At 68.5% G+C, this 23338-nt stretch carries 14 protein-coding genes; 4 read left to right on the forward strand and 10 right to left on the reverse strand.

What is annotated here, in order from left to right; genetic code table 11:
* Window positions 1-751 (forward strand): riboflavin biosynthesis protein RibF (gene ribF, locus VN378_RS01940; RefSeq protein ID WP_325740462.1); only part of this gene is annotated, 751 nt, incomplete at its 5' end.
* On the opposite strand, the gene VN378_RS01945 is transcribed toward ribF, so the two are convergent.
* The 3 genes from VN378_RS01945 to VN378_RS01955 are packed head-to-tail and all read right to left on the reverse strand — an operon-like array spanning window position 712 to window position 2150.
* Window positions 712-1314: an AAA family ATPase gene (locus tag VN378_RS01945; RefSeq protein WP_325740463.1), complete on the reverse strand. Its 603-nt coding sequence runs from the start codon at window positions 1312-1314 to the stop codon at window positions 712-714. The two genes, ribF and VN378_RS01945, sit on opposite strands and share 40 nt — an antisense overlap.
* A gap of 19 nt (window positions 1315-1333) precedes the next feature.
* Complete coding sequence (locus VN378_RS01950; RefSeq protein ID WP_325740465.1) at window positions 1334-1576, reverse strand: hypothetical protein; 243 nt, start codon at window positions 1574-1576, stop codon at window positions 1334-1336.
* Between the two features lie 40 nt (window positions 1577-1616).
* A complete protein-coding gene (locus VN378_RS01955; RefSeq protein WP_325740467.1) occupies window positions 1617-2150 on the reverse strand; it encodes a DUF3828 domain-containing protein in 534 nt (177 codons plus the stop codon).
* A 262-nt stretch (window positions 2151-2412) separates the two neighbouring features.
* On the opposite strand from VN378_RS01955, the gene ileS reads away from it, so the two are divergent.
* A complete protein-coding gene (ileS, locus tag VN378_RS01960; RefSeq protein ID WP_325740469.1) occupies window positions 2413-5331 on the forward strand; it encodes an isoleucine--tRNA ligase in 2919 nt (972 codons plus the stop codon).
* Between the two features lie 84 nt (window positions 5332-5415).
* Here ileS and VN378_RS01965 read toward each other — a convergent pair whose 3' ends face one another.
* The 3 genes from VN378_RS01965 to VN378_RS01975 are packed head-to-tail and all read right to left on the reverse strand — an operon-like array spanning window position 5416 to window position 9468.
* Window positions 5416-6051, reverse strand: a complete 636-nt coding sequence (locus tag VN378_RS01965; protein ID WP_325740470.1) for a 2-dehydro-3-deoxy-6-phosphogalactonate aldolase — start codon at window positions 6049-6051, stop codon at window positions 5416-5418.
* A complete protein-coding gene (locus VN378_RS01970) occupies window positions 6048-6932 on the reverse strand; it encodes a 2-dehydro-3-deoxygalactonokinase (RefSeq protein ID WP_325740472.1) in 885 nt (294 codons plus the stop codon). Before VN378_RS01970 ends, VN378_RS01965 begins: the two co-directional genes overlap by 4 nt.
* A 4-nt stretch (window positions 6933-6936) precedes the next feature.
* A complete protein-coding gene (locus tag VN378_RS01975; protein ID WP_414642203.1) occupies window positions 6937-9468 on the reverse strand; it encodes a glycoside hydrolase family 3 protein in 2532 nt (843 codons plus the stop codon).
* A gap of 314 nt (window positions 9469-9782) precedes the next feature.
* Between VN378_RS01975 and VN378_RS01980 the strand changes: the two genes are divergently transcribed.
* The gene (locus VN378_RS01980; RefSeq protein ID WP_325740474.1) at window positions 9783-12017 is read left to right on the forward strand and encodes a xyloglucanase; all 2235 of its coding nucleotides are present in this window, start codon (window positions 9783-9785) and stop codon (window positions 12015-12017) included.
* 20 nt (window positions 12018-12037) lie between these two features.
* A complete protein-coding gene (locus tag VN378_RS01985) occupies window positions 12038-13687 on the forward strand; it encodes an alpha-L-fucosidase (protein WP_325740476.1) in 1650 nt (549 codons plus the stop codon).
* Here VN378_RS01985 and VN378_RS01990 read toward each other — a convergent pair.
* From VN378_RS01990 to VN378_RS02005, 4 genes are all read right to left on the reverse strand, one after another.
* Window positions 13684-15657, reverse strand: a complete 1974-nt coding sequence (locus VN378_RS01990; RefSeq protein WP_325740478.1) for a sialate O-acetylesterase — start codon at window positions 15655-15657, stop codon at window positions 13684-13686. The genes VN378_RS01985 and VN378_RS01990 overlap by 4 nt on opposite strands.
* 22 nt (window positions 15658-15679) lie before the next feature.
* Window positions 15680-18610, reverse strand: a complete 2931-nt coding sequence (locus VN378_RS01995) for a TIM-barrel domain-containing protein (protein WP_325740482.1) — start codon at window positions 18608-18610, stop codon at window positions 15680-15682.
* Window positions 18611-18635: 25 nt separating this feature from the next.
* Window positions 18636-20288 (reverse strand): DUF5597 domain-containing protein, encoded by a 1653-nt coding sequence (locus VN378_RS02000; RefSeq protein WP_325740484.1) that lies wholly within the window; start codon window positions 20286-20288, stop codon window positions 18636-18638.
* A gap of 70 nt (window positions 20289-20358) precedes the next feature.
* The gene (locus VN378_RS02005) at window positions 20359-23229 is read right to left on the reverse strand and encodes a TonB-dependent receptor (protein WP_325740485.1); all 2871 of its coding nucleotides are present in this window, start codon (window positions 23227-23229) and stop codon (window positions 20359-20361) included.
* Window positions 23230-23338: the final 109 nt, after the last annotated feature.

Below are 23338 nucleotides of genomic sequence, written 5' to 3' on the forward strand. Positions count from 1 at the left end.
GATGACCCCCGCCCAGATGGCCCGCGCCATGGACCCGCTGGGCGTCGACATCCTCTACCTCCTGCCCTTCGACGCCGGCATGGCCGCCATGTCGGACGAGGCCTTCGCCCGCGAAGTCCTGGCGGACGGCCTCGGCATCCGCCACGCGGCGGTCGGCTTCGACTTCACCTACGGCAAGGGCCGCACCGGCTCGCCCGAGGGCTTGCGCCGCCATGGCGAAGGCCTCGGCTTCACCGTCGGCGTCACCGAACGCGTCGACGACCCCGACGGGCTGAAACTGTCCTCATCCGCCGTGCGCGAAGCCCTCAAGGCCGGCGACATGGCCCGTGCGACGGCCATCCTCGGCCGCCCCTTCGCCATCGAGGGCGAGGTGGTGCACGGCGACAAGCGCGGCCGCACCATCGGCGTGCCAACCGCCAATATCGGCATGGGCGACTATATGCGCCCCGCCTACGGCATCTACGCCACCCGCACCCGCCTGCCGGACGGGCGTACGATCGACGGCGTCGCCAGCCTCGGCGTCCGCCCCATGTACGCCTTGCCCGAACCCCTGCTCGAAGTCTGGCTGTTCGACTTCGACGAAGACCTCTACGGCCAGACGGTCGAGACGGACCTGATCGCCTTCCTGCGCGGCGAAATGACCTTCGCCGGTCTCGACGCCCTCAAGGTCCAGATCGACGCGGACGCCGCCGCGGCGCGCGAGGCCCTGGCTCAGCCGTCGCCGTCGATCAGCGACGCCCACTCCGGATAGGCCCCGCTCACCGCATCGGCCAGTTCGGGAATCAGATCATCCTCGATCCACAGCTCGTCGCCATGCTTGGACAGCACCAGCCGCGGGTCGGCCCCCGAATTGTCGTAGGCCTCGACCCGGTCCGCCTCCTTCAGGAACCAGCCGAACTGCTCGAACGATCGCCGGCGCCGGTCGCGGATCTTGTCCTCCGGCACCGAATGCCCGCCCTTCTCCACCCGGATGGCGACCCGCTCCACATTCAGATCGACCTCGTCCAGGAAGACGAAGATCATCCGCACCGCGAAGCCGTACCGCCGCGCCTCGGCGACCACGTCGCGGTATTTCGGCGTCGACAGCACCGTTTCCACGCCGATCGTCTGATGCGCCCGGATCGAGGCCCGCAGCCACGCCTCGATCCGCTTCACCGCCTCCAGATTGGCGTCCGGATTCAGCGGCAGCGCCTCCTGATCGGCGATCCGCTTCGACAACTCGTCGGGATTGATGATCCAGATCGAGCCGGACGGCTCTTCCGCCGACAGCATCGAATAGATGGTGCTCTTGCCCGACCCGTTGGGCCCGGCCACGATCCAGAGGGTGGGCCGCCTACTGGCGCTTCTTCGCACCGGACGGCGTTCCCAGCAGCGCCTTGTTCTCGCGCCGCGCGGCCTCGACGTTCTTGCTGAACACGTACAGCAGGTCCTCGCCGAAGGTCGGGCTGTTTGCGTCGATGGCGCGGATGGTCACCTTGTCGCCGTCGGCCGTGGTGACACGCCGCAGGGTGACGCCCTTCGGCTTCTTGCCGGCCCGCTTGCCCTTTTCGGCGCGCTGGATGGTGATGTCGGTCATCGTCCCTGCAATATCGGCCCGGCTCCGGGCCTTGGCAAGGTCAGCTGATGGCCGCCATCAGCTGCTCGGTCAGCGGCTTCTGGCCCGGAACCAGGACGTCGTTGACCTTCCACATCGCCCCCTCCTTCACCAGCTTCAGCGTCTGCCGCTTCGTCTCGCCCATGTTGGTGAACACCACCGCCGCCTCGGCCGCCTGCGGCCCGGACTGCGTCACCGCCACGGAGTCGAGGGTGAAGTCGCCGCTGTCCTGGCAGGCGCAGATCGGGTCGTAGTTCAGCGTCGGGACCTCGCCATCGGCCTTGCGGAAATCCTCGCCGATCATGGCGTTCAGCATCCGGTCGTAGATCGGATCCCGTCCCGGCGGCGGCGCCTCGCCCATCCCGGCGCCCGGCGTGACATGCACGGCGTACAGGGCGCGGACGAATTCCTCGGGGCCGACCTTCGCGGCCTCATAGATGGCGGGCCGGCCCGGCGGCAGGGCGGCTGGCGCATCGGCCGGCTCGGGCGCCGCCCCCTCGGGCGACGAGCAGGCGGCGAGGCCGGCGGCCACGACGGCGATCAGGACATGACGCATAAGGATTCTCCCGGGACCCCCGACTATCCCGCCGCCGTCTCCGACTGGCAATCCCGGCTGGCGTCCGGCCCTCGCCGTCTGCTAGACCGTAGCCACCATGACCGTCCGCGTGTTTCGCCCGATTTCGATTAGCCGCCCGGCGTAGCGCCGCAGGGCTCTGGCCTCGTGCACGCCGGGATCGACAAGCGCTCAAGCAGGCCTTCGGCCGGTAGCGCATCGAAAATCTACGCGAACGATCACACCAACGACGAGACGAGACTTCATGGCTGACGCCGCCGATACGCCCTCCACCGCTCGCGACTATCGCGAGACGGTCTTCCTGCCCGAGACGCCCTTCCCGATGCGCGGCGGGCTGCCGCAGAAGGAACCGGCGATCATCGAACAGTGGGGCGACCTCTATGCGGCCCTGCGCAAACAGCGTCAGGCCGAGGGCGCGCCCCTCTATGTCCTGCACGACGGACCGCCCTACGCCAACGGCGACATCCACATCGGCCACGCCCTCAACAAGACGCTGAAGGACTTCGTCGTCCGCAGCCGCTTCCTGCTCGGCAACGACGTCGACTACGTCCCCGGCTGGGACTGCCACGGCCTGCCGATCGAATGGAAGATCGAGGAACGCTACCGCAGCCAGGGCAAGCGCAAGGACGAGGTTTCCAAGGCCGAGTTCCGCCAGGCCTGCCGCGAATACGCCGCCGGCTGGATCGACGTGCAGCGCGACCAGTTCAAACGGCTGGGCGTCCTCGGCGACTGGAACCATCGCTACGCCACCATGGACTTCACGACCGAGGCGGCCATCGTCGCCGAGTTCCACAAATTCAAGAACTCCGGCCAGCTGTACCGCGGCTCCAAGCCCGTCATGTGGTCCCCGGTCGAGCGCACCGCCCTGGCCGACGCCGAGATCGAATACCACGACCACTTCAGCCCGACGGTCTGGGTCAAATTCCCGGTCACGGGCGCGACCGACGACCACCCGGACGACCTGCTGGCCTTCCGCCACGCCAATCCGTCGGTCGTCATCTGGACCACCACCCCCTGGACCATCCCCGCCAACCGCGCCATCAGCTACGGCCCCGAGATCGCCTATGGCCTCTATGAGGTCACGGCCATGGAAACCGGGCTCGAGTTCGAGCCCTGGGCCAAACCGGGCGACCGTCTCATCGTCGCCGACAAACTGGCCGAGGACGTCTTCAAGGCCGCGAAGATCGCGACCTGGACCCGCATCGACGATCTGAACCCGTCGGGCCTGGAATGCGCCCACCCGCTGGCGGCCCTGTCGCCCGGCTACGGCTTCTCCGTGCCCCTGCTGGCCGGCGATCATGTCACCGACGACGCCGGCACGGGCTTTGTCCACACCGCCCCCGGCCACGGCGCCGACGACTTCGAGGTCTGGAAGGCCCACGGCCACCACGAGGTGCCCGACACCGTCGACCCCGACGGCGCCTACTACGACCACGTTCCCCTGTTCGCCGGCCTCAAGGTGCTGGAGACCGAGGGCAAGAAGACCGGCAAGTTCGGCCCCGCCAACGGCGCGGTGATGGACAGGCTGATCGAGGCCGGAAACCTGCTGGCCCGGGGGCGGATGGAGCATTCCTACCCCCACAGCTGGCGTTCCAAGGCCCCGATCATCTTCCGCAACACGCCCCAGTGGTTCATCCGCATGGACGCGCCGCTGGAGGACGACGGGACGCTGCGCGAACGGGCGCTGGAGGCCATCGACAAGACCGACTTCCACCCCGAGGCCGGCCGCAACCGCATCCGCTCCATGGTCGAGAGCCGTCCCGACTGGCTGATCAGCCGCCAGCGCGCCTGGGGCACGCCTCTGGCGATGTTCGTCGACAAGCAGACGGGCCAGCCCCTGATCGACGCCGAGGTCGACGCCCGGATCACCGCCGCAGTGGCCGAAGGCGGCGCCGACGCCTGGTTCACGCGCCCCGACGCCGACTTCCTGGGCGCCCATGACCCCGCTCGCTACGAGAAGATCGAGGACATCCTCGACGTCTGGTTCGACTCGGGCTGCACCCACGCCTTCACCCTGGAAGCGCGCGATCCGGCGCATGGCTACAAGGGCGACCGCCCGTCGCACTGGCCGGCGGATCTGTATCTCGAAGGCTCGGACCAGCATCGCGGCTGGTTCCAGTCCAACCTTCTCGAAGGCGCCGGCACCCGCGGCCGCGCTCCCTATGAAGCCGTCCTGACCCACGGCTTCACCCAGGACGAGAACGGGGAGAAGATGTCCAAGTCGAAGGGGAACACGACCGACCCCGCGACCATCATCAAGGAGTCCGGCGCCGACATCCTGCGCCTGTGGGTCGCCCTTGTGGACTACGCCGAGGACCAGCGGATCGGCAAACAGATCCTCCAGACCACGGTCGACGCCTATCGCAAGCTGCGGAACACCGTCCGGTACCTGTTGGGCGCCCTGGTCGGCTTCGACGAGGAAGAACGCCTGCCGCTCGACCAGATGCCGCCGCTGGAGCGGTTCATCCTGCACCGGCTGTGGGAACTGGATCGCGACGTGCGCAGGGCCTACGCCGAATACCGCTTCCAGGACGTGGTGCGGCCCGTGCTGGAGTTCTGCTCCAACGACCTGTCAGCGCTCTATTTCGACATCCGCAAGGACAGCCTCTACTGCGACCGTCCCGACGCGGTCCGCCGCCGCGCGGCCCGCACGGTGATGGACGCGGTCTTCCTGCGCCTGACCGCATGGCTGGCCCCGCTGACGCCCTTCACCATGGAAGAGGCCTGGGGCACGCGCTTCCCCGGCGGCGGCTCGAACTGCGCCCGCGTGATCCCGGAAACCCCGGACGCGTGGCGCAACACCATCGAAGCCGAGCGCTGGGCCGGCGTGCAGACCGTGCTTGAAATCGTCAACGAGTCGCTCGAAGCCGCGCGCCGCGAGAAGATCATCGGCGGAGCGCTGGACGCCTGGCCCGTCGTCACCGGCCCGACCGGAGTCTTCGCCGCCTTCGAAGGCCTCGACGCGGCGGAGGTGTTCCGCACCTCCGGGGCCCAGCTCGTCGATGGCGGCGACGCCGTCACGGTCGACGTGCGTCTGGCCGACCATCCCAAATGCGCCCGCTCGTGGCGCCGGGTGCCGGATGTCGGATCGGACCCGGCCTACCCGGAACTCAGCGCCCGCGACGCGGACGCCGTGCGCTGGTGGGACGCCCGCAACGGCTGAGGTTCATCGAGGACGGCGAGGTCCGGGCCTGGCGGTCTCTATTCAAAGGGATGCCGGCCGACGACGCGTGGTCGCCGAGCGGGGCTAGCGGGAGGCTGAAGCCTTCCAGGCTGCGACGAAGGCCGCGGCCCGCTCTCCGGCCTCCTCCGCCGACCGGCCGGCGCGGTAGATCGCCGAGCCGATGCCGAAGCCTGAGGCCCCCGCCCCCCGCCACGCGTCGATGCTGTCCGGCTCGACCCCGCCGACGGCGTAGACGCGCTGTTCGGCGCCCAAGACGGCGCGGACGGCCTTCAGGCCCGCCGGCCCCGCCACCTCGGCCGGGAACAGCTTGAGCACCTGGGCCCCCGCCCCGATGGCCGCGAAGGCCTCGGACGGCGTGAAGAAGCCGGGCATGGATGCCAGCCCGGCGGCCCGTGCGGCCTTGATCACCGCGACATCGGTGTTGGGCGAGATGACGATCTGCCCGCCCGCCTCCGCGACCTCGCGGGCCGCGGCGGGCGTCAGGACCGTGCCCGCGCCGACGATGGCCCGGTCCCCCAGGGCGAAACGCAGCCGGCGAATACTTTCCAGCGGTTCAGGCGAATTCAGCGGCACTTCCAGACAGGTCAGCCCGGCCGCCAGCAGCGCTTCGCCGACTTCGACGGCCTCGCCTGGCGTCAAGCCGCGCAGGATGGCCACGAGCGGCAGGGCGTCGAGCCTCGCGATGATGTCGGTCGTCACTGCGTCGCCTCCCATATCCGCCACAGCCCGGCCGCGGTGGCCTGCTCGACGTCGGCGACGCGCACGCAGGGGCCGCCCGCCATCTCCAGCGCCTCTTCATAGCGAGCGGACAGCGCCGCTTCACCGATCAACGTCAATGGCCCTGACAGCCTGTCCGGATCCTGGCCCGCGATCTCCGCGCCGATCAGAAGACCCGACAGATAATCGGCGGCGCCTCCCGGCTCCAGCCGGCCGGCCAAACCCTCGACCCGTACCGAAAACAGGGCGGCGCTCAGGCTGCGGTCCTCAAGACCTCGCTCGACGCCGCGCCGGAAGGCGTCCGGATCCTGCCCCGGCGCGCTCATCCCGACGCCCAGCAGGGTTGCGGTGCGGACGGCGGCGAACAATTCGCCGGTCATAAAGGTCCGGATCGCGACGATGCGGCCGGCCTCGACCGTGATCCACTTGCTGTGCGTGCCGGGAGCGACGACGAGACCGTCCACAGCCACGCCGAACGTCTGGGTCTCCTCGCCGCGCATGACGTCCATCAAGACGCCGCCGGGACTGAATGCGACGCCCGGCACGATGGCGACCGGACGCGCGGGATCGGGGCGAACCAGACCGGCGGCCACATCTGCAACCGCGGTCGGGCACGGGCGATAGGGAGCCTCGACCCAGCCCTGGCGCGCCCCGGCCATGCCGCAGATCAGCACCGGCGCTCCGTCGACCAGCCAGTCTCCGGCGACCCTGTTAAGCACCCCGGGGAAGTCACCCGGTTCGAGACCGACGGCCCCGCGCGGGTCGGCGCGACGATCCAGAACGGCGCCCCCCTCGCCGATCCGCAGGACCCGCAGATTGCTGGAGCCCCAGTCCACGCCGATCAGGGCGGTCGTATCGGTCAAAGGGTCACTCTGAAGGACAGATGGCGTCGCCTTCGTTCGAGGCCAGCCGGATATCCTCGACCGTGACGGCGAACGCCGCGTCTGTCGACAGGTTGAAAGGCTGGTCGACGGCAGACAGGTCCGCGCCCGCTTCACGGAAACAGGACAGGCGGATCTTGACCGATCTCCACTGCCCTGGCGCGTCGCGGAACAGCGAGGTGACATCCACGCCGCCCGCGCCGATGCCCAGACGAACCGGACCGGCGGGCGGGGTATCGACGCGATAGCGGACGTGCAGCGCCATTTCTCCGTTGGTCTGACGCGTCAGGTCGATGGGCCGGGCGGCGATCACGGCCTGTCCGCCTGCCCCGGCGAAGGTGAGGCCGAGCGCCGACTCCTGGGCGGCGCCGTCGGCGGCCCGCAGGGTGATGGCGCCACGGGGGGACCGGCCCGACTTCTCCTGTCCGAGGCGGAACTCCCCGCCTGCGTCGCGCAACATCAGCGACCAGGGCGGCATGAACCGGCCGTCCACGAAGTAGCGATCCAGGCTCGAACCCTCGCTGGCCACGCTGCTCTCCTCGCCGAGGACCGGCACGGCGGCGTGTTGGGCATAGGTCAGGCCGTAGCCGTAGGCGAACTGCGGATCATAGCCCGGATCGCCCCGGTTCAGCGGCGCTCCGGCGGCGTCCTTCGGCCACGAGAAGGAGAGCCGGCCGGTAAAGTCATATCGGGGGCCGCCGTCGCGGTCGCCGATCAGCACGTCGGCGACGCCACCGCCTTCCGCGCCCGGCAGCCATGCGGCGACGAAGGCATCGGACTGGTTGATCTCCGGATTGGTCCACATCGGTCTCCCGGACAGAAACACCGAGACCGTCGGGATTCCCGCCGCCTTCAGCCGACGCAACATCTCCAGCGGCTCCACGGGCATGAAGTCCAGGGTATCGACGTCGCCCTGGAACTCGGCGTACGGCGTCTCGCCGAAAACGACGATGGCGACATCCGGTTTCTGATCGAACGCGCCGTCGGGGCTCAGGGTCGCGGTCCCGCCGCCGACCTCCACCGCCTCGCGCAGCCCGCTCCAGATCGACTGGCCATTGGGGAAGTCGGCATTGCTGTTGCCCGTCCCCTGCCAGGTCAGGGTCCAGCCGCCCGACGCCTGGCCGATGTCATCCGCCGCTCCCGCCACCAGCACGCGCGCGCCGGCGCGGATCGGCAGCACGGAGCCGTTGTTCTTGAGCAGCACCAGCGACTTGCGGACTGCCTCGCGGGCCAGCGCCCGGTGTTCGGGAGAGCCCAGGGCCTCGAACCGGCCTTCCATCGGTCGAGCCTCGACGAACAGGCCGGTCTTGACCTTGGCCCGGAGTATGCGACGGACGGCTTCATCGACGCGGGCCATCGGGATCTCGCCGGACTGAACCTGCGCCAGGGTGTTGGCGTAGAGTGGTTTCCAGCTGTCGGGCGCCATGAGCATGTCGATGCCCGCGTTGATCGCCAGGGCGCAGCTTTCATTCGAACAGCCCGGCAGCTGGCCATGCGCGTTCCAGTCGGACACAACGAAGCCGTCGAAGCCCAGAGGACCCCGCAGGGCGCCCGTCAGAATGGTTTCGTTTCCGGAGTGTTTGATGCCGTTCCAGCTCGAGAAGCTGGCCATGACCGACAGCACGCCGGCGTCGATCGCCGCGGGATACCCGCCCAGGTGGATGTCGATCAGCTCGCGTTCCGATCCGCGAAAGTCGCCCTGGTCCTGTCCGTCCGCAGTGCCGCCGTCGGCGAGGAAATGCTTGGCCGAACCGGCGATGCGGCCGGGCGCTATCGGGCCGTCGGGGCTCAGTTCGCCCTGCAGCCCCAGCGTCATGGGACCTGCATAGGTGCGGGCGATCTCGGGATCCTCGCCATAGCCCTCGTAGGAACGGCCCCAGCGGTCGTCCCGCGGCACCGCGAGGGTCGGCCCGAAGGTCCAGTCGGCGCCAGTGACAGCAACTTCCAGCGCCGTGGCTTCGCCGATGCGGCGGATCAGGTCCGGATCGCGCGCAGCGCCCAGCCCGATGTTGTGCGGGAAGATGGTGGCCCCCACGACGTTGTTATGCCCGTGGACAGCGTCGATGCCGTAGATCAGGGGAACCCGCGCTCCCGGCCGTGCGGTGGCGGCGGCGCGGAAGGCCTGGGCAAGCTCCAGCCAGGCACGGGGGGTTGCGCGGTCATTTCCGCCCGGCGCCGAATTGCCGCCCGCGAGAATGGAGCCCAGGGGATAGGTCAGCAGATCCTCCGGCGTGATCGCGGAGATGTCGGCCTGGATCAGTTGACCGACCTTTTCCTCGACCGTCATCCGCGCCAGCAGGTCGGCGACGAAGGCCTCGGTCGCCACGTCGCTCATGGCCTCAGGAGAGGCGGCCCTTGGCCAGGCCGCCGGGTCGGCGCGCGCAGCGTCGATCACTATGGAGGCTTCCGGCGCGACGAACGAGGCCGGCGCCTGCATCCTCGCCTGGGCCGCACACCCCGTGGCGGCGAGGGCGAGGGCGGCGCCGGTCAGGAGCATGGGACGGAGGCGGTGGGACATGGTCAGGTTCCGTGAAGGCGAAAAGGCCGGCGCGACGATCGGGCGCCGCGCCGGCAGTCGGTTCAGGTCGGCAAAAACTCTGGTCGCATATGCGTTGGTGCCCCCCGGCACGGAGGCCTTTGACAGGCCGATCCTGGTGTCCCGGAACGGCCTTTGCGGCGTCCTCATTTTTACCTGTGCAAGCTTGATGCACCGGTGACAATACTGTCAACTGCAATCTCGTTAGCGCTAACATCAACGGTCGGACCGGCCCGACCCCACGGCGAGGGAACAGACAGGGTATGCGGCCTGGCATCAACAGACGCGAAGCGGGCATGGCCGTTCTGATGGCCGGGGCCGCGGCCGGACTCTCGGGCTCAGCCGCGGCGCAGTCGGCGTCGCCCTACATCTGGCGGAACGTCAAGGTGGGCGCGGGCGGCTTCATTCCGGGCATCGTCTTCAGCCGCGTCGAGAAAGGTCTCGCTTACGCGCGCTCCGACATGGGCGGGGCCTACCGCCGGGATTCCGCAAGCGGCCGATGGATTCCGCTGCAGGACGCCAGCCCGTTCGGCAACGACTTCGGGGTCGAGAGCATCGCGCCCGATCCGGTCGATCCGGACATCGTCCACGCCGCCGTCGGGGTCAGCCGCCGGGAGCCCGGAGCTATGCTCCGGTCGATGGATCGTGGCGCGACCTGGATCCGCACGCCGGTCGCGTTCCGCCTGGGCGGCAACGAAGATGGACGCGGCCTCGGCGAACGACTGGCGATCGATCCCAATGACAACCGCATCCTCTATTTCGGTTCCCGTCATGATGGCCTGCAACGCAGCGCCGACGGCGGCGCAAGCTGGCGAAAGGTCGACAGCTTTCCCTTGAGCGGGCGAGGCCTCGAACCGGGGGGACCGACCCATCCGGGGCTGAGTTTCGTCGTCTTCGACCGGTCGAGCGGCGCAACAGGCGCCGCGACGCCAACGCTGTTCGTCGGGGTCGCCGACCCCGGCGCGGCCCGACTGTATCGATCGGATGACGCCGGCCGGACCTGGACTGCGGTTGAAGGCGGTCCCCGGCCCGACGTGTCGGCCGCCAGGGCCGAGCTTGACGCGCGCGGGGTCCTGTATTTGACCTGCACGCTGGGCGTGGGTCCGAACGGCGTTACCGACGGGCAGGTCTGGCGGCTCGACACCCGCACCGGCGAGTGGCGCGACATCAGTCCGCCCCGGCCGTCAGGCGGATTCATGGGCCTGGCGGTGGACCACCGGCGACCCGGCGTGCTGATGGTCTCGACCCTCAACCGCTGGCAGCCCGGCGACACTTTGTGGCGCAGCATCGACGGCGGCGCGAACTGGGCCAGTTTGCGCGAAGGGGCCCGTCATGACGTCAGCGCCACGCCGTTCCTGTACTGGGGCAACGAGAAGCCGGACTTCGGCTGGTGGATCGCCGCCCTGGCCGTCGATCCGTTCGATTCGGACCGCGCCGTCTACGCCACCGGCGCGACGGTTTACGCCACCTCAAACCTGACCGCCGCCGACGCCGGCGCCCCGACCGACTGGGCGCCGTGGGTCGAGGGCATCGAACAGACCGCGGTGATCACCCTGACGAGCCCGCCGGCCGGACCCGCCCTGCTGACCGGATTCGGCGACATCTCGGGCTTCGCCCACGAAGACCTGACCCGCTCGCCGACGCTTCAGTTCACCACCCCGGTCTTCGCCAACACCAACCAGATCGACTACGCCGGCCGCGCGCCGAACGTGGTGGTGCGCAGCGGCACGCCACACGAAGGCGTCGGCTCCGAGGGACATGACGGGGCCACCCTCGCCTGGTCCGACGACCACGGCCGCAGCTGGAAATCCCTTGGTCGGCCCCGGCCAGCGGGCACGTCCGGAGCAACCCCGGACCCGCGCATGGACCTGTATCGCGACGCACCGATCACCGTCACGGCCGACGGTTCTGCTTTCGTCCTGGGCACGCCGCAGGTGATGGTTTCCCGCGATCGGGGCGTCGGATGGCGCCCCGTGCGGGGCCTGCCTCTGTTCCTGCGACCGGTCGCGGACCGGGCCGATCCCCTCCTGCTCTATGCCCTGGATTTCGTGACCGGCGTCTGGTTCGTCAGCACGGACGGCGGGGAGTCGTTCGCGACCGTGCCCAGTCGCGGCCTGCCCGCGAATCTGGCGCCCGACCGGCCGTCCTGGCGTGAACAGGCGTGGCCGCTGAAGGCGACGCCCGGGCGCGATGGCGACCTGTGGTTCGTCTCCCGATCCGGCCTGTTCCACTCCATCGACGCGGGCCAGAAGTTCGAGCGCGTGGACGGTGGGCTCCAGGTCCAGATGATGGATTTCGGCAAGGCGCCGCCCGGCGGGAATTATCCATCGCTGGTGGCCATCGGGGTCCGGGGCGGGACCCGCGGCGTGTTCCGGTCCGACGACCGCGGCGCATCGTGGCTGCGGGTCAACGACGCCGCCCATGAATACGGCCGCCGCTTCCGCGCCATCGCCGGCGATCCCCGGGTGTTTGGTCGCGTCTATGTCGCCACGGACGGCCGCGGCGTGGTCTATGGCGAGCCGGCCGCATGACCAGAGCGAAGGAACCGCCCATGCCCGACCTTTCCCGCCGTCTCATGCTCCAGGCTGGCATGACCGCACCGCTTCTGCCCGCCCTCCAGGGATGCGCCACCGCACCCGCGGGCGGCGGCCCGGCCGCCGACCCCTTCCAGCCGACCTGGGAGTCGCTGATCGCCGGCTACCGGACCCCGGACTGGTTCCGCGACGCCAAGCTGGGCATCTGGGCCCACTGGGGGCCGCAATGCCAGCCCGAGCGCGGCGACTGGTACGGGCGGCTGATGTACGTCCAGGGCAACCCCTTCTACGAGCACCACGTGCGGACCTACGGCCACCCCAGCGAGGTCGGGTTCATGGAAGTCATGAACCAGTGGAAAGCTGACAACTGGGACCCCGAAGGCCTGCTGGACCTCTATCAGGCGGCCGGCGCAAAATACGTGATGGCCATGGCCCAGCATCACGACAACCTCGACCTGTTCGAGTCGAGCCACCCGTGGAACAGCCTGCGGGTCGGGCCGAAGCGCGACATCGTCGGGACCTGGGAGAAGCTGGTCCGGGCCCGCGGCCTCCGCTTCGGAGTCAGCAATCACGGGGCCCACGCCTGGCACTGGTGGCAGACGGCTTACGGCTACGACGCCGAAGGGCCGCGGGCCGGGCGTCGCTACGACGCGGCGCGGCTGACGAAGGCGGACGGCGTCGGCAAATGGTGGGAAGGGCTGGACCCGCAGGAGCTCTACACGGGCCCGACCTTCGCGCCGCCGGACGGCATCGCCTCCATCGAGGCCATGAACGCCTGGCATGACGCCCGCGACGGCCAGTGGATCGAGACGGCGCCGGAGAACAACCCCGCCTTCGTCCGCTCATGGGTCACGCGCCAGCGCGAACTGGTCGACCGCTATCGGCCGGACATGGTCTATTTCGACAACCACGGCCTGCCCCTGGGCCAGCACGGACTGGACGCCACGGCGTACTACTACAACGCTTCGCTGGGCTGGCGCGGCGAGCTGCCCGTGGTCAATGGCAAGCGGCTGACCCCGGAGAAGCGGCGGGGCGTCGTCGAGACCTTCGAGCGCGGCTTCACCGACGCGCTGATGCCCGAGCCATGGCAGACCGACACCTGCATCGGCGACTGGCACTACAACCGGGCCCGCTTCGTCGATCACAGCTACGTCCCGGCCAAGGCGGTGGTCCAGCGGCTGTGCGACGTGGTCAGCAAGAACGGCAACCTGCTGCTGAATATCCCGATGCGGGGCGACGGTTCGATCGACAGCGACGAACGCGCCATCCTGGCGGAAATGGCGGCGTGGATCGCGGTCAATGGCGAGGCGATCTTCGCCAGCCGACCGTGGTCGATCTACGGCGAGGGGCCGACTGCGGTCACCGCCGGCAACCAGAACGAAGAGCACGCGCGACCCTGGACCGCGCAGGACATCCGCTTCACCACCCGTGGCGGCGTGCTCTACGCCATAGCGCTGGACTGGCCAGAGGACCGGCAGCTCAGGATCCGCGCCCTTGGCGATCGGGCGCTGGCTGGCCGCAAGGTCGAGCGGGTTGAGATGGTCGGCGACAACGCTCCGCTGACCTTCCGTCAGACCGAAGACGATCTGACGATCACCCTGCCCGGCCGCCGCGCCACGGCGTTCGTCCCGGCCTTCCGTATCCGGGGAGCCGGCCTGGACCTCTAGCGGGTCAACGGCAGTTCGAACGGAACGGCCGGCAGGCCCGCGTCGCCGTACAGGTTGCAGACCGGACTGTCGGCCCAGCAGAAGCGCACCGATCGCGGCTCCACGACGCCGGCGGCGTCCAGCACCACGGTCTCGCCTTGCACCCGGGCGTCGACGAACCGGCACCCTTCGGCGCCGCACAGCTCGAAGCCGACCGGCCGCGCCGCGCCAAAGACCACCAAACCGTCCCCCACCCGATCGAAGCGCACCACCACCGTGGGCCCGGCGACCTCGGCCGTGCGGGGGGAAGGAGAGGCCGGAACGGGGGCGTCGTCATAGGCCACCGCCCGCGCGGAGAGGGCCAGACGGCGGCCGACCTCCTGCTTGTTGGTCGGATGGATGTCGTAGCGATCGCCGATGTCGATCGCGACCGCCAGTCCGGCGTTGGCGTCCGCCTCCACCACTTCGCGCTGGACCTCGCGCAGGGCCGCCCAGGCGGAATCGGTCGGCGTCGAAGCCGGCGGCCCGAAATTGGCGAGCTGGACCACCAGGAACGGCAGTTGCCCGTCGCCGAAGCGCGTTCGCCAGTCCGCGATCAGCCCGGACAGCAGACGGCGATAGCCTTCGGGGTCGCCGACGTTGGACTCGCCCTGATACCAGGCGACGCCGGCCAGGCCGTAGCCGTCCAGCGGCGCGATCATGCCGTTGGACAGGGTCGTAACGCCGCTGCCGCCGACCCAGGGCGTGCGGGGGAGGTTTCTCAGTCCGGAGATCGGCGCCGACACCCGCCGGCGCCATGGCTCGGCGAGGCTCACGACCGACCCGTTGGCCAACGCCAGCGTCTTGTCCGCGGCCGGCCCCCAGAGACCGCCGCCGCCTCCCGTGTCCAGCACGCCCACGGCGATGATGTTGCGACCCTCGTGCAGCACCCCGGCCGGCACGGAATAGGTCCGCGGCGTGTCCCAGCCCTCGCCACCGCCAATCTTGCGACCGTTGACCCAGGTGGTATCGACGTCATCGACCGGTCCCAGTCGCAGGGTCGCTCCGCCTGCCGCCTGGGCCGCTGTCAGCGTCACTGCCGTACGGTGCCAGACCAGGCCGTCGAACGTCGTCAACTCGGGCGACGAGCCTTCCCAGAAGCCTTCGGGCGCCGCCGTGGACCAGTCAGCGTCGTCGTAGGCGGGGCTGTACCAGGGCGTCGACCCGGCCGAGCCGGGATCGTTGTCGCGCCACCAGCGGTTGCTCGTCTCGTCCCAGACCCTGCGACCCTCCTCGGGCGAGCGGGCGTAGACGGCCAGGGCAGCCAACGGCACATCATAGCCGCCGATCCGCCGCAGCGCCGGTTCGCTCAGCCAGTCTTCGATCACCGACCCGCCCCAGGAAGCGGCGATCAGGCCGACAGGCACGTTCTGGGATCGGCGCAACTGCTTGCCCATGAAGAAGCAGCTCGCGGAAAAGTCACGGACGCTTTCGGGACCCGAGACGCGCCACACGCTGCCCGGGCCCATCCTGTTGGTCGGCGACGGCCGGCTGGAACGGCCGACCAGAAGAAGGCGCAGACTGGGGTCCGCCGAATTGCCGATCTCGGTATCCGCATTGGTGGCGCTTCGCACGCCGAACTCCATGTTCGACTGTCCCGAACAGAGCCAGACATCGCCGATCAGAAGATCAGTCAGAACCTGTGCTCGCCCGTCCTGCGCCACGCTCAACTCATGAGGTCCGCCAGCGGGGAGCGCTGGCAGGACTGCCCGCCAGCGCCCTTCCGCGTCGGCGCGCGCCGCAACCGTCGTCCCGGCGAGGGTCACGGCCAGCTGCGCGTCCGGCGCCGCCCGGCCCCAGACAGCGATGGGCCGATCGCGTTGCAGCACGGCGTGATCCTGGAACACGTCGGCCAGCAGGGATTCCGCTGGCGGCGATTGCGCCAGGACGCCCGTCGCCGCCGCGCCGGCCAGCACCACCGCCAGCCCGGCGGCCTTCAGGAACTGCTTCATCTACGCCTCGCCTTGATGAGCCTCAGGGGCGGGAGACCTGTACGGCCTGCCCACTATATTCGACCGTCCGCGCCGGAGCCGCGTCGAAATCGACCGCCGCCGCCGTCGGTCCGTCGATCCAGCGGATGTGGAAGGTCCGGTTCGCCGGCATGCCGGGATAGGTTCCGCTGCGCGCGCCGATGGTCAGGAGGCCGCGAGCCTGATCCCACGTCATCGGGATGCGCGAGAACTCTCCCCGTTCGTAGCCATAGCTCGTGCCGGCGTCGTCATAGAGCTCGAATGCGCCATCGGCGCCGGCATAGACGGTCAGGGTGATCGGTCCATCCAGCTTTTCGGCGGTGTGCCGGATCTGCGGTCCCGTCGGCAGGATCGACCCGGCCCGCACGAACAGCGGGATCCGCTCCAGCGGCGCGGCGATCATGGCTTCCGACCCGCCCGCGAACCTGCGGCCGGTGTGGAAGTCATACCAGTCCGCCCCCGAGGGGAAATACACCGACCGGTCGCGCGCCCGATACTTGTGGACCGGGGCGACCATCAGGGCCGAACCGAACAGGTACTGGTCGTTGATGTCCCGCGCCCGGAGGTCCTGCGGGAAGTCCATGGGCAGGGCGCGCATGATCGTGCCGTCCCTGTGCCAGGTGTCGCCGGCGAGCGTGTAGACATAGGGCATCAGCCGGTAGCGCAGACGCATCTGGTCGGCGAAGGCGTCGTAGAGGCCGGACTCCGGCTCCGCCAGGTTGTAGACCTCGCGCAGCGGGAATTCCCCATGCGAGCGGAACACCGGCGAGAAGGCGCCGAACTGGAACCAGCGCAGCTGCAACTCGTCCCATTCCGCCTTGTCTTCGGGCTTCATCTGAGGCGCCTGGTAGCGCGCCTCGACCGAAAAGCCGCCGATGTCATGGGTCCAGTTCGGGATGCCCGACAGGCCGGCGTTGACCCCGGCCGAGATCTGCTCGCCCAGGTCGTCCCAGCGCGCCACCACGTCGCCGGACCACAGGGTCGATCCGGTGCGCTGCAGACCGCCCCAGGCCGAGCGGGTCAGGATGTAGGTGCGGGTGTCGGGCTGTTCCGCCCGGAAGCGTTGGTAGACGGTCTCGGCGTTGACCAGCGGATAGGAGTTGAACACCAGCGCACCCGGACCGGCCGCGGTCGGTCCCATGCGCAGGGTCCGCTCCGGAATATCGAGGTTCGAGTGCATGTCCGGTTCGACCGAATCCAGCCACCAGCCGTCGAAACCCATGCCCCTGAAGCTGTCGCTGATCTGGCGCCAGTACAGGTCGCGCGCCGCCGGCAGATAGGGATCATAGAAGCTGTTGGCGTAGCCGGGGCCGACCCAGTCGCGGGCCCCGGCCTCGACGTTGCGGGTATACATGCCGCCGATGGCCGCCAGCTCCCTGTAATGATCGGTCGTCGGATAGAATTTCGGCCACACCGAGATGATGATGTTGGCGTCCAGATCGTGGACGTCTTTCACCATCTGCGCCGGATCGGGGAAGCGGGCGGGATCGAATTCGTGCGACCCCCAGGCGTTCTCGGGCCAGTAGAACCAGTCCTGCACGACGTTATCGATCGGCAGGCCGAGCTCGCGATAGCGGCGCACCGTGTCCACTACCTCGGCCTGGGTGTTGTAGCGCTGCCGACTCTGCCAGAAGCCATAGGCCCAGCGCGGCAGCATCACTGCCTTGCCGGTCAGGCCGCGATAGCCGGAGATGACCTCGTCCAGATCGTCGCCGCCGACGAAATAGTAGTCGATGTCGTGACCCGCCTGGGACCACAGCGACAGCGTCTGCTGGTCGGCCTCAGGCTGCGGATCCAGGTGGCGCAGGGCGATGTAGCCGTCGCCGGGAATCCATTCGATCTTGATCGGTATCTGCCGACCGGCCGGAATCTCCGCCTCGAAGTCGTGGAACCAGGGGTTCCAGTTCTGACGCCAGCGGTCGATCTTCAGCTCGCCATCGATCCATACCTTTGCGTAGCCCGAGGAGTAGAGCTTGAACTTGTGCTCGCCGCCGGTGAAGGCCTCGATGGTGCCCTCCCAGACCACGCGCACGCCCTCCTGCCCCGCCCGGCCCATGTCGCCGACCTGCACCGGCTGGGCGGGCTGGGCCTTCAGACCTTCGGGCCAGCGCTGCTGGTCGCGGATGTACTCATAGTTGACCTGGCTCTCCTGACGCTGGACCTTCAATTCGTCGCCCTGGAAATAGCTCGCCGTCAGACCGCCGAACCGGCCGGTGGCGTCGCGCACGGTCAGTCGCTCATCCAGCATGCCGTAGGCGCGCGGGTCGCCGAACCGGGTGATCGAATTGTTGTCCCAGAGGATGCCGTAGCCGCCGGTCGAGGCCACGAACGGGATGCCGACGTCCATGTTGTGCTGGGCCAGTTCGACGTCGTGGCCGCGATAGTTGAGCACGCCCTGTTGATGCTGCCCCAGACCGTAGAAGGCGTCATCCGCCGCCGGCTCGAACACCTGTCGGACGGTCTCGAAGCGATGCGAGCCCGTCTGGTCCTCGACGATGACGGGGTCGATCTCTCGACCGCCGGCGCGTTCGGCCAGGATCACCTCGCCGTCGTTGTCGAGGAAGCGCACCGCGCCGGTCTCGAGCGACACTTCCGCAGTGACCTCCATCGCGCGAACCAGGACCACCTCGCCCCGGGTCTCGACCTCGAAGCCCCCGCTCAGCGGCTCGGCGGTGACCATCAGGCTGGCCGGGGCCTCGAAGCTGTCGTCGGGCGAGGCCGTGACGCGGATGGTCCGGGGTCCGAACACCTGCAGCCGCACGGCCCGCGCCTCGCCCGTCCGGGGCGTTACGACGACCCCGTCGGCCAGGCGCCGCACCGCGGAGTCCGCGACGGCGTCCGGCGCGCCCGTCAGGATCGAGGCGCAGGCGCCCAGCGGCGCGAACAGGGCCAGCGCGACGGCGGCGGAGGTCAGGTGACGGGACTTGAGCTGCATACGGGAGGCTCCGCTCTCAAAGGGATCAGTAGGTGGCGGTGACCACGCGCAGCAGACGCGGACGGTCGGTGAAGTTGAGGCCGTAGTCGGTCTGGTCGCCGTTCCAGATGCGTTCGAACACCCAGGCCCCCGAACCGTCGAAATGGCCTTCCTCGATGCGCAGGACCATGCGGCGCTTGCCATCGGTGGCAGGCTTGGCGTTGAAGTCGACGCGCGCGTAGTGGCCCGCGACGATGAACTCTCCCGGCGCGATCTGCGCGATCACCGCCCCGCCGTTCGGCGTCTCCCGGCCCGGGACCTCGGCCTGCGGGCCCAGCCAGGTCCATTCGGGGAGGCCGAACTGCCAGCGGCGGTAGCTGATGGTGGACGTCCACTCGCCCAGGTCGAGGGTTTGCGACGCGCGGTCGTCGGGCTCGGACGCGCCCCAGACCCGGCTCTCGAAGGCCAGTCGCGCCCAGACCCGCTGCCACGGCGCGATCAGACGATAGACGTCGCGCAGCGGAGTCAGGGTGTCTTCGGTGACCGCCTGGGAGCCCAGCGGATAGTTGGCGTAGCCGGTGTAGTCGATGCCGAACGGCGAATAGCCGATGCCGCCTCGCCCCAGAACACTGAACAGATAGCGCGCGTACATCGTGTCATTGCCGGTCTCGGCCACGAACAGGGCGTTGTCGGGCCGCGCGTAGCGGTCGAGGTGGGCTTCGTAGTTCACCGAGCCGCGCTCGTAGATATCGGGCGACAGGATATCGATCGCCGGAGCCGCCGCCTTCCACACGTCCATCACGTTCCACGTCGGGCCGCCCGAGGCATAGGTCGACGGCGCCTGATGCTTGAGTGGATCGCGCAGGGCGGCGTTGACGTACATCGGCAGCGGGTACTCGGCCTTTCCGGCCGCCGCGATCTCGCCGACGTAGGAGCCGATGGCCCAGGCGTGGAAGAATTCGTCGGCGTCGGCGCCGAACACCTGCGCCCATGTGCCGGGTTGTTTGCCCGTCCGCTCCAGCAGCGGCGCGGGCACGGGACCATCGAACAGCGCCTGGGCGGCAGGGCCGTAGTCGCGGACCGAGCCATAGGTGCCGGTCTCGTTCTCCGGCTGGATCATGATGACAGTGCGGTCGCGGCTGTCGATCCGGCGAAGGTGCGCCATCAGGGCGACGAAGGCGCGCTTGTCCGCCTCCAGGGTGTTCCGTGAGTGAGGCGAGAGGGCGTAGGACCCGGTTCCATCCTGTTTGACGAGCAGCGGAAACCGTTCCGGGTTCAACTTGACCCAGGCCGGCGCGTATTTGGGGGCGGTGTTCTTCCAGGTGGCGAACCACAGCAGCACCAGACGCACGTCGTTGCGCCGGGCCTCCTCGACCAGATGATCGACGAAGGAGAAGTCGAACTGACCTTCGACCGGCTCGATCTGTTCCCAGGCGATGGGGACCTGGACGGTGTTCGCGCCGACGAAACGGACCGCGGGCCAGGCCTCGGCCAGCGGCGCAGGGTAGTTGGAAGAGTTGTTGACCTGGGCGCCGAGGATCGTGAAGGGCGCGCCATCGACGATCAGGGCGTGACGCCCATCCTGTTCGGCCAGCCGGGGAATGGGTTGCTGGGCGATGGCGATCCCGGCGGTCGCCGTAAAGGCAAGCAGCGCCGCCGCAACGGACGCCGTCCATCGACCGATGTGCGAGCCGCCCATCGTTATCCTCCAACCCCGGTCAAAACAGGAAGGGGACGATCCACGCGGATCGCCCCCCTGTCACGTTCGATCAGAACGCCGCACGCAGCACGATCGCGACGCGGCGGTCGGTGTCGACCCAGTTGTACGGCGGCTTGCGGGTCTCGTTGCCGACCTTCAGCACCGTCCGTTCGTTCAGGATGTTCGTCGACTGGATGCCGATTTTCAGGTCATCGGTGATGTTGTAGAAGACCGACCCGTCCAGCTGCCCGAAGTCGGAGGCCCATACCGGGGCGTTGATGTTCGCCGCCGAGGTGGTCAGCAGATATTCCTCGCGCCAGTTGTAGGCCAGCCGCGCGGAGAAGCCGTATCTCTCGTAGAGCGCCGCCAGATTGTAGCTGGTGCGCGACATCCCCTCGAGCGGCAGCGGGTCGGCCGAGGCGCTGTTCTGCAGCGGATCGAGGATGTTCTGGCTGGTGTTCCGGCCGCCGCTGCTGTCGATATAGGTGAAGTTGCCCTGCAGGCCGAAGCCGCCGAGCCATCCAGGCAGGAAGTCGTAGAACTGCTGGTAGGCGATCTCGAACCCGTCGACCGTGCCTTCGTCGCCATTGGTGTAGCGGGTCAGCAGGAAGTCGTAGGTCACGCCATTGTTGGTGAAGCTCTGCGTCTCGGTGCCGGTGAAGATGTAGTCGGTGATGTCCTTGTGGAACACCGCCAGCGTCAGGCTTCCGGTCGGCGCGAAATACCATTCCAGGCTGGCGTCGTAGTTCGTGGCCTTGATCGGATCGAGCGTCGGGTTGCCCCCCGTGCCGGTGAACGGAGCAACGTCGTCCAACGTGTAGCCGTCAGCCTCAAAGTTGATCGACAGGTTGGTGAACGGCTGGAGCTGATACATCTCGGGCCGCACCATGGCGCGGGACACCGCGAAACGGGCCTGCAGGTCTTCGGCCAGGAAGACGCGCAGATTCAGGCTGGGCAGCACATCGGTGTAGCTGTGGTCGATCGGAAGCCCGTCCAGCGAGCCCCCGGTGGCGAAGGCGACGGCCCGGTTGAAGGCCGTGCAGTCCGCGCCCGGATTGGCGATCGGCGGGCATGAACCGCTGATCACCGGCAGGGTGGTTATGGTCTGCGTGGTTGTGGTGGTCTCGACCAGGCGAACTCCGATATTGCCGTCGAAGCTCTTGCCGAACAGGGCGTCCTCGGCGCCGAAGCGGGCATAGACGTAGCCCGCCCGGGTATCTTCGGTCAGCTCGGTGATGCCGCCGTTGCCGCCGCCCAGACGATAGCTTTCGTAGTCATCCGAGAGCGGCGTCCAGCCCCAGCCCGAGCTCTGCGTGTTGCGCAGAATGTCATAGGCGTGGGCGGTGCCCTGGTTGACCAGGCTGGCGGTCGGGAACCAGGCGACGCCCGGCACCGGCGCGTCCCCCCGGAAGAAGTTGTCAAAGGCGTACAGCTCCGACGACCCCGGCAGGCGCGGGTCCTGAGTGCCGCCCGGATAGCCGGCGTCATCCAGATAGACGACCGCGCCGCCGCCGTTGCCCCAGTACTGGTTCGACAGCAGCCCCCAATTATAGCCGGTCTGGCGGTTGATATAATTCTTCTCGGTCCCGCGGATGCCGAACTCGATGGATTTGAGGAAGCTGCCTTCCTCAAAATCGTAGCGCGCATCAAGGCGGCCGGCGAGTTCGTCGGCCTCGTTGTCCTCGATATGATCCATCGCAGCGGCCCACCAGTAGGTGGACTGGTCGGTCATGGTGCCGCCGGTCGAGGTGATGGTGGGCAGGTCGTCGCCGATGGTGATCGTCAGGTCGGGACGGTTGGCCAACTGCGTGAAGGCCGTCATCGAGTAGATTTCGGCGGTGGATTTGACGTACTGCAGGTCGCCGCTGAACGACCAGGGCGAGTCGGGGGTGTACCGGAAGCCCAAGGCCACGTCGCCGGTGCGCTTGGTGTCGTCGCCGACCCGCGTATCGGTATTGTAATTGGCCTGGAAGACGGTGCCGCCGGTGAAAACGTCCTCGTCATTGTAGGTATAGGTGGTGTTGGGCGACAGGACGCTTTCAGTGCCAAGCGCGCGCTCGATGTTGTAGGCGTCCGCCTGCGAACCCAGCGCCTGCAGGGTGATCAGCAGATTGTCGTTCGGTCGCCATTGGGCCGCCAGGGCGATGGCGGTGCGCTCCTGCTCCCAGTCGATGGTCCGCCAGCCCAGGTATTTGGGAATATAGACCGTGTCGCCAGCCACGCGGCCGTCCGACGCGTTCCCTGCGCCCAGCACCACCGGATCATAGCGGTCGACCGAGATTGAATCGGTCCGGTTGCCCACGTTCGAGATGCTGATGTTGGCCAGCAGTCCGATTTCGCCGATCGGCGTATCCCAGCGGTTGGACGCAAGGGCGCTTCCAGACCAGAAGCCGCGTTCGGACAGGTCGCCATAATTGTAGTCGGTGTTGATCGCGATCAGCGAGTCGGTGCTGTCGAACGGCACCCGCGTGCGCAGATTGATCGTACCGGCGATGCCACCTTCGATCATATTGGCGGCGACGTTCTTGTAGACGTCCACGCCGGCCAGCAAGTCCGCCGAGACGTCCTCGAAGCTCAGGCCCCGGCCGCTGGAGGCCGAAAAGATATCGCGCCCGTTGGTCTCCGAGCGGACCCAGGACAGTCCGCGCACGAAGACGCCGCCGCCCTCGGCCGCCAGACGGGCGGGATCCCGCGCCGCATTGGTCCGCTGGAGCGTCACGCCCGAAATGCGCTGCAGCGCCTCGGACACCGATCGGTCCGGCAGCGCGCCGATATCCACGGCCGTCACCGAGTCGACGATGACTTCCGAATTCTGCTTGATGGCCTGTGCGGAGCGCAGCTGCGCCCGAATGCCCGTGACGATAACCTCGTCGATTTCCGTAGAGTCCTCGCCCGTGGGATCCTGCGCCAGGGCCACGGAAGGCAGGGCGAACGCGCCCATGGAAAGCGCCGAGACGCCACACAGCAACGCAAACCGATTCGTACGATTGGTTCGAGACATAAGCCTCATCCTCCCCGTCTGGGTCGCACCGGCCGCATTCTTGCGGTTC

The organism is Brevundimonas sp. (assembly GCF_035561115.1).
Classification (GTDB): domain Bacteria; phylum Pseudomonadota; class Alphaproteobacteria; order Caulobacterales; family Caulobacteraceae; genus Brevundimonas.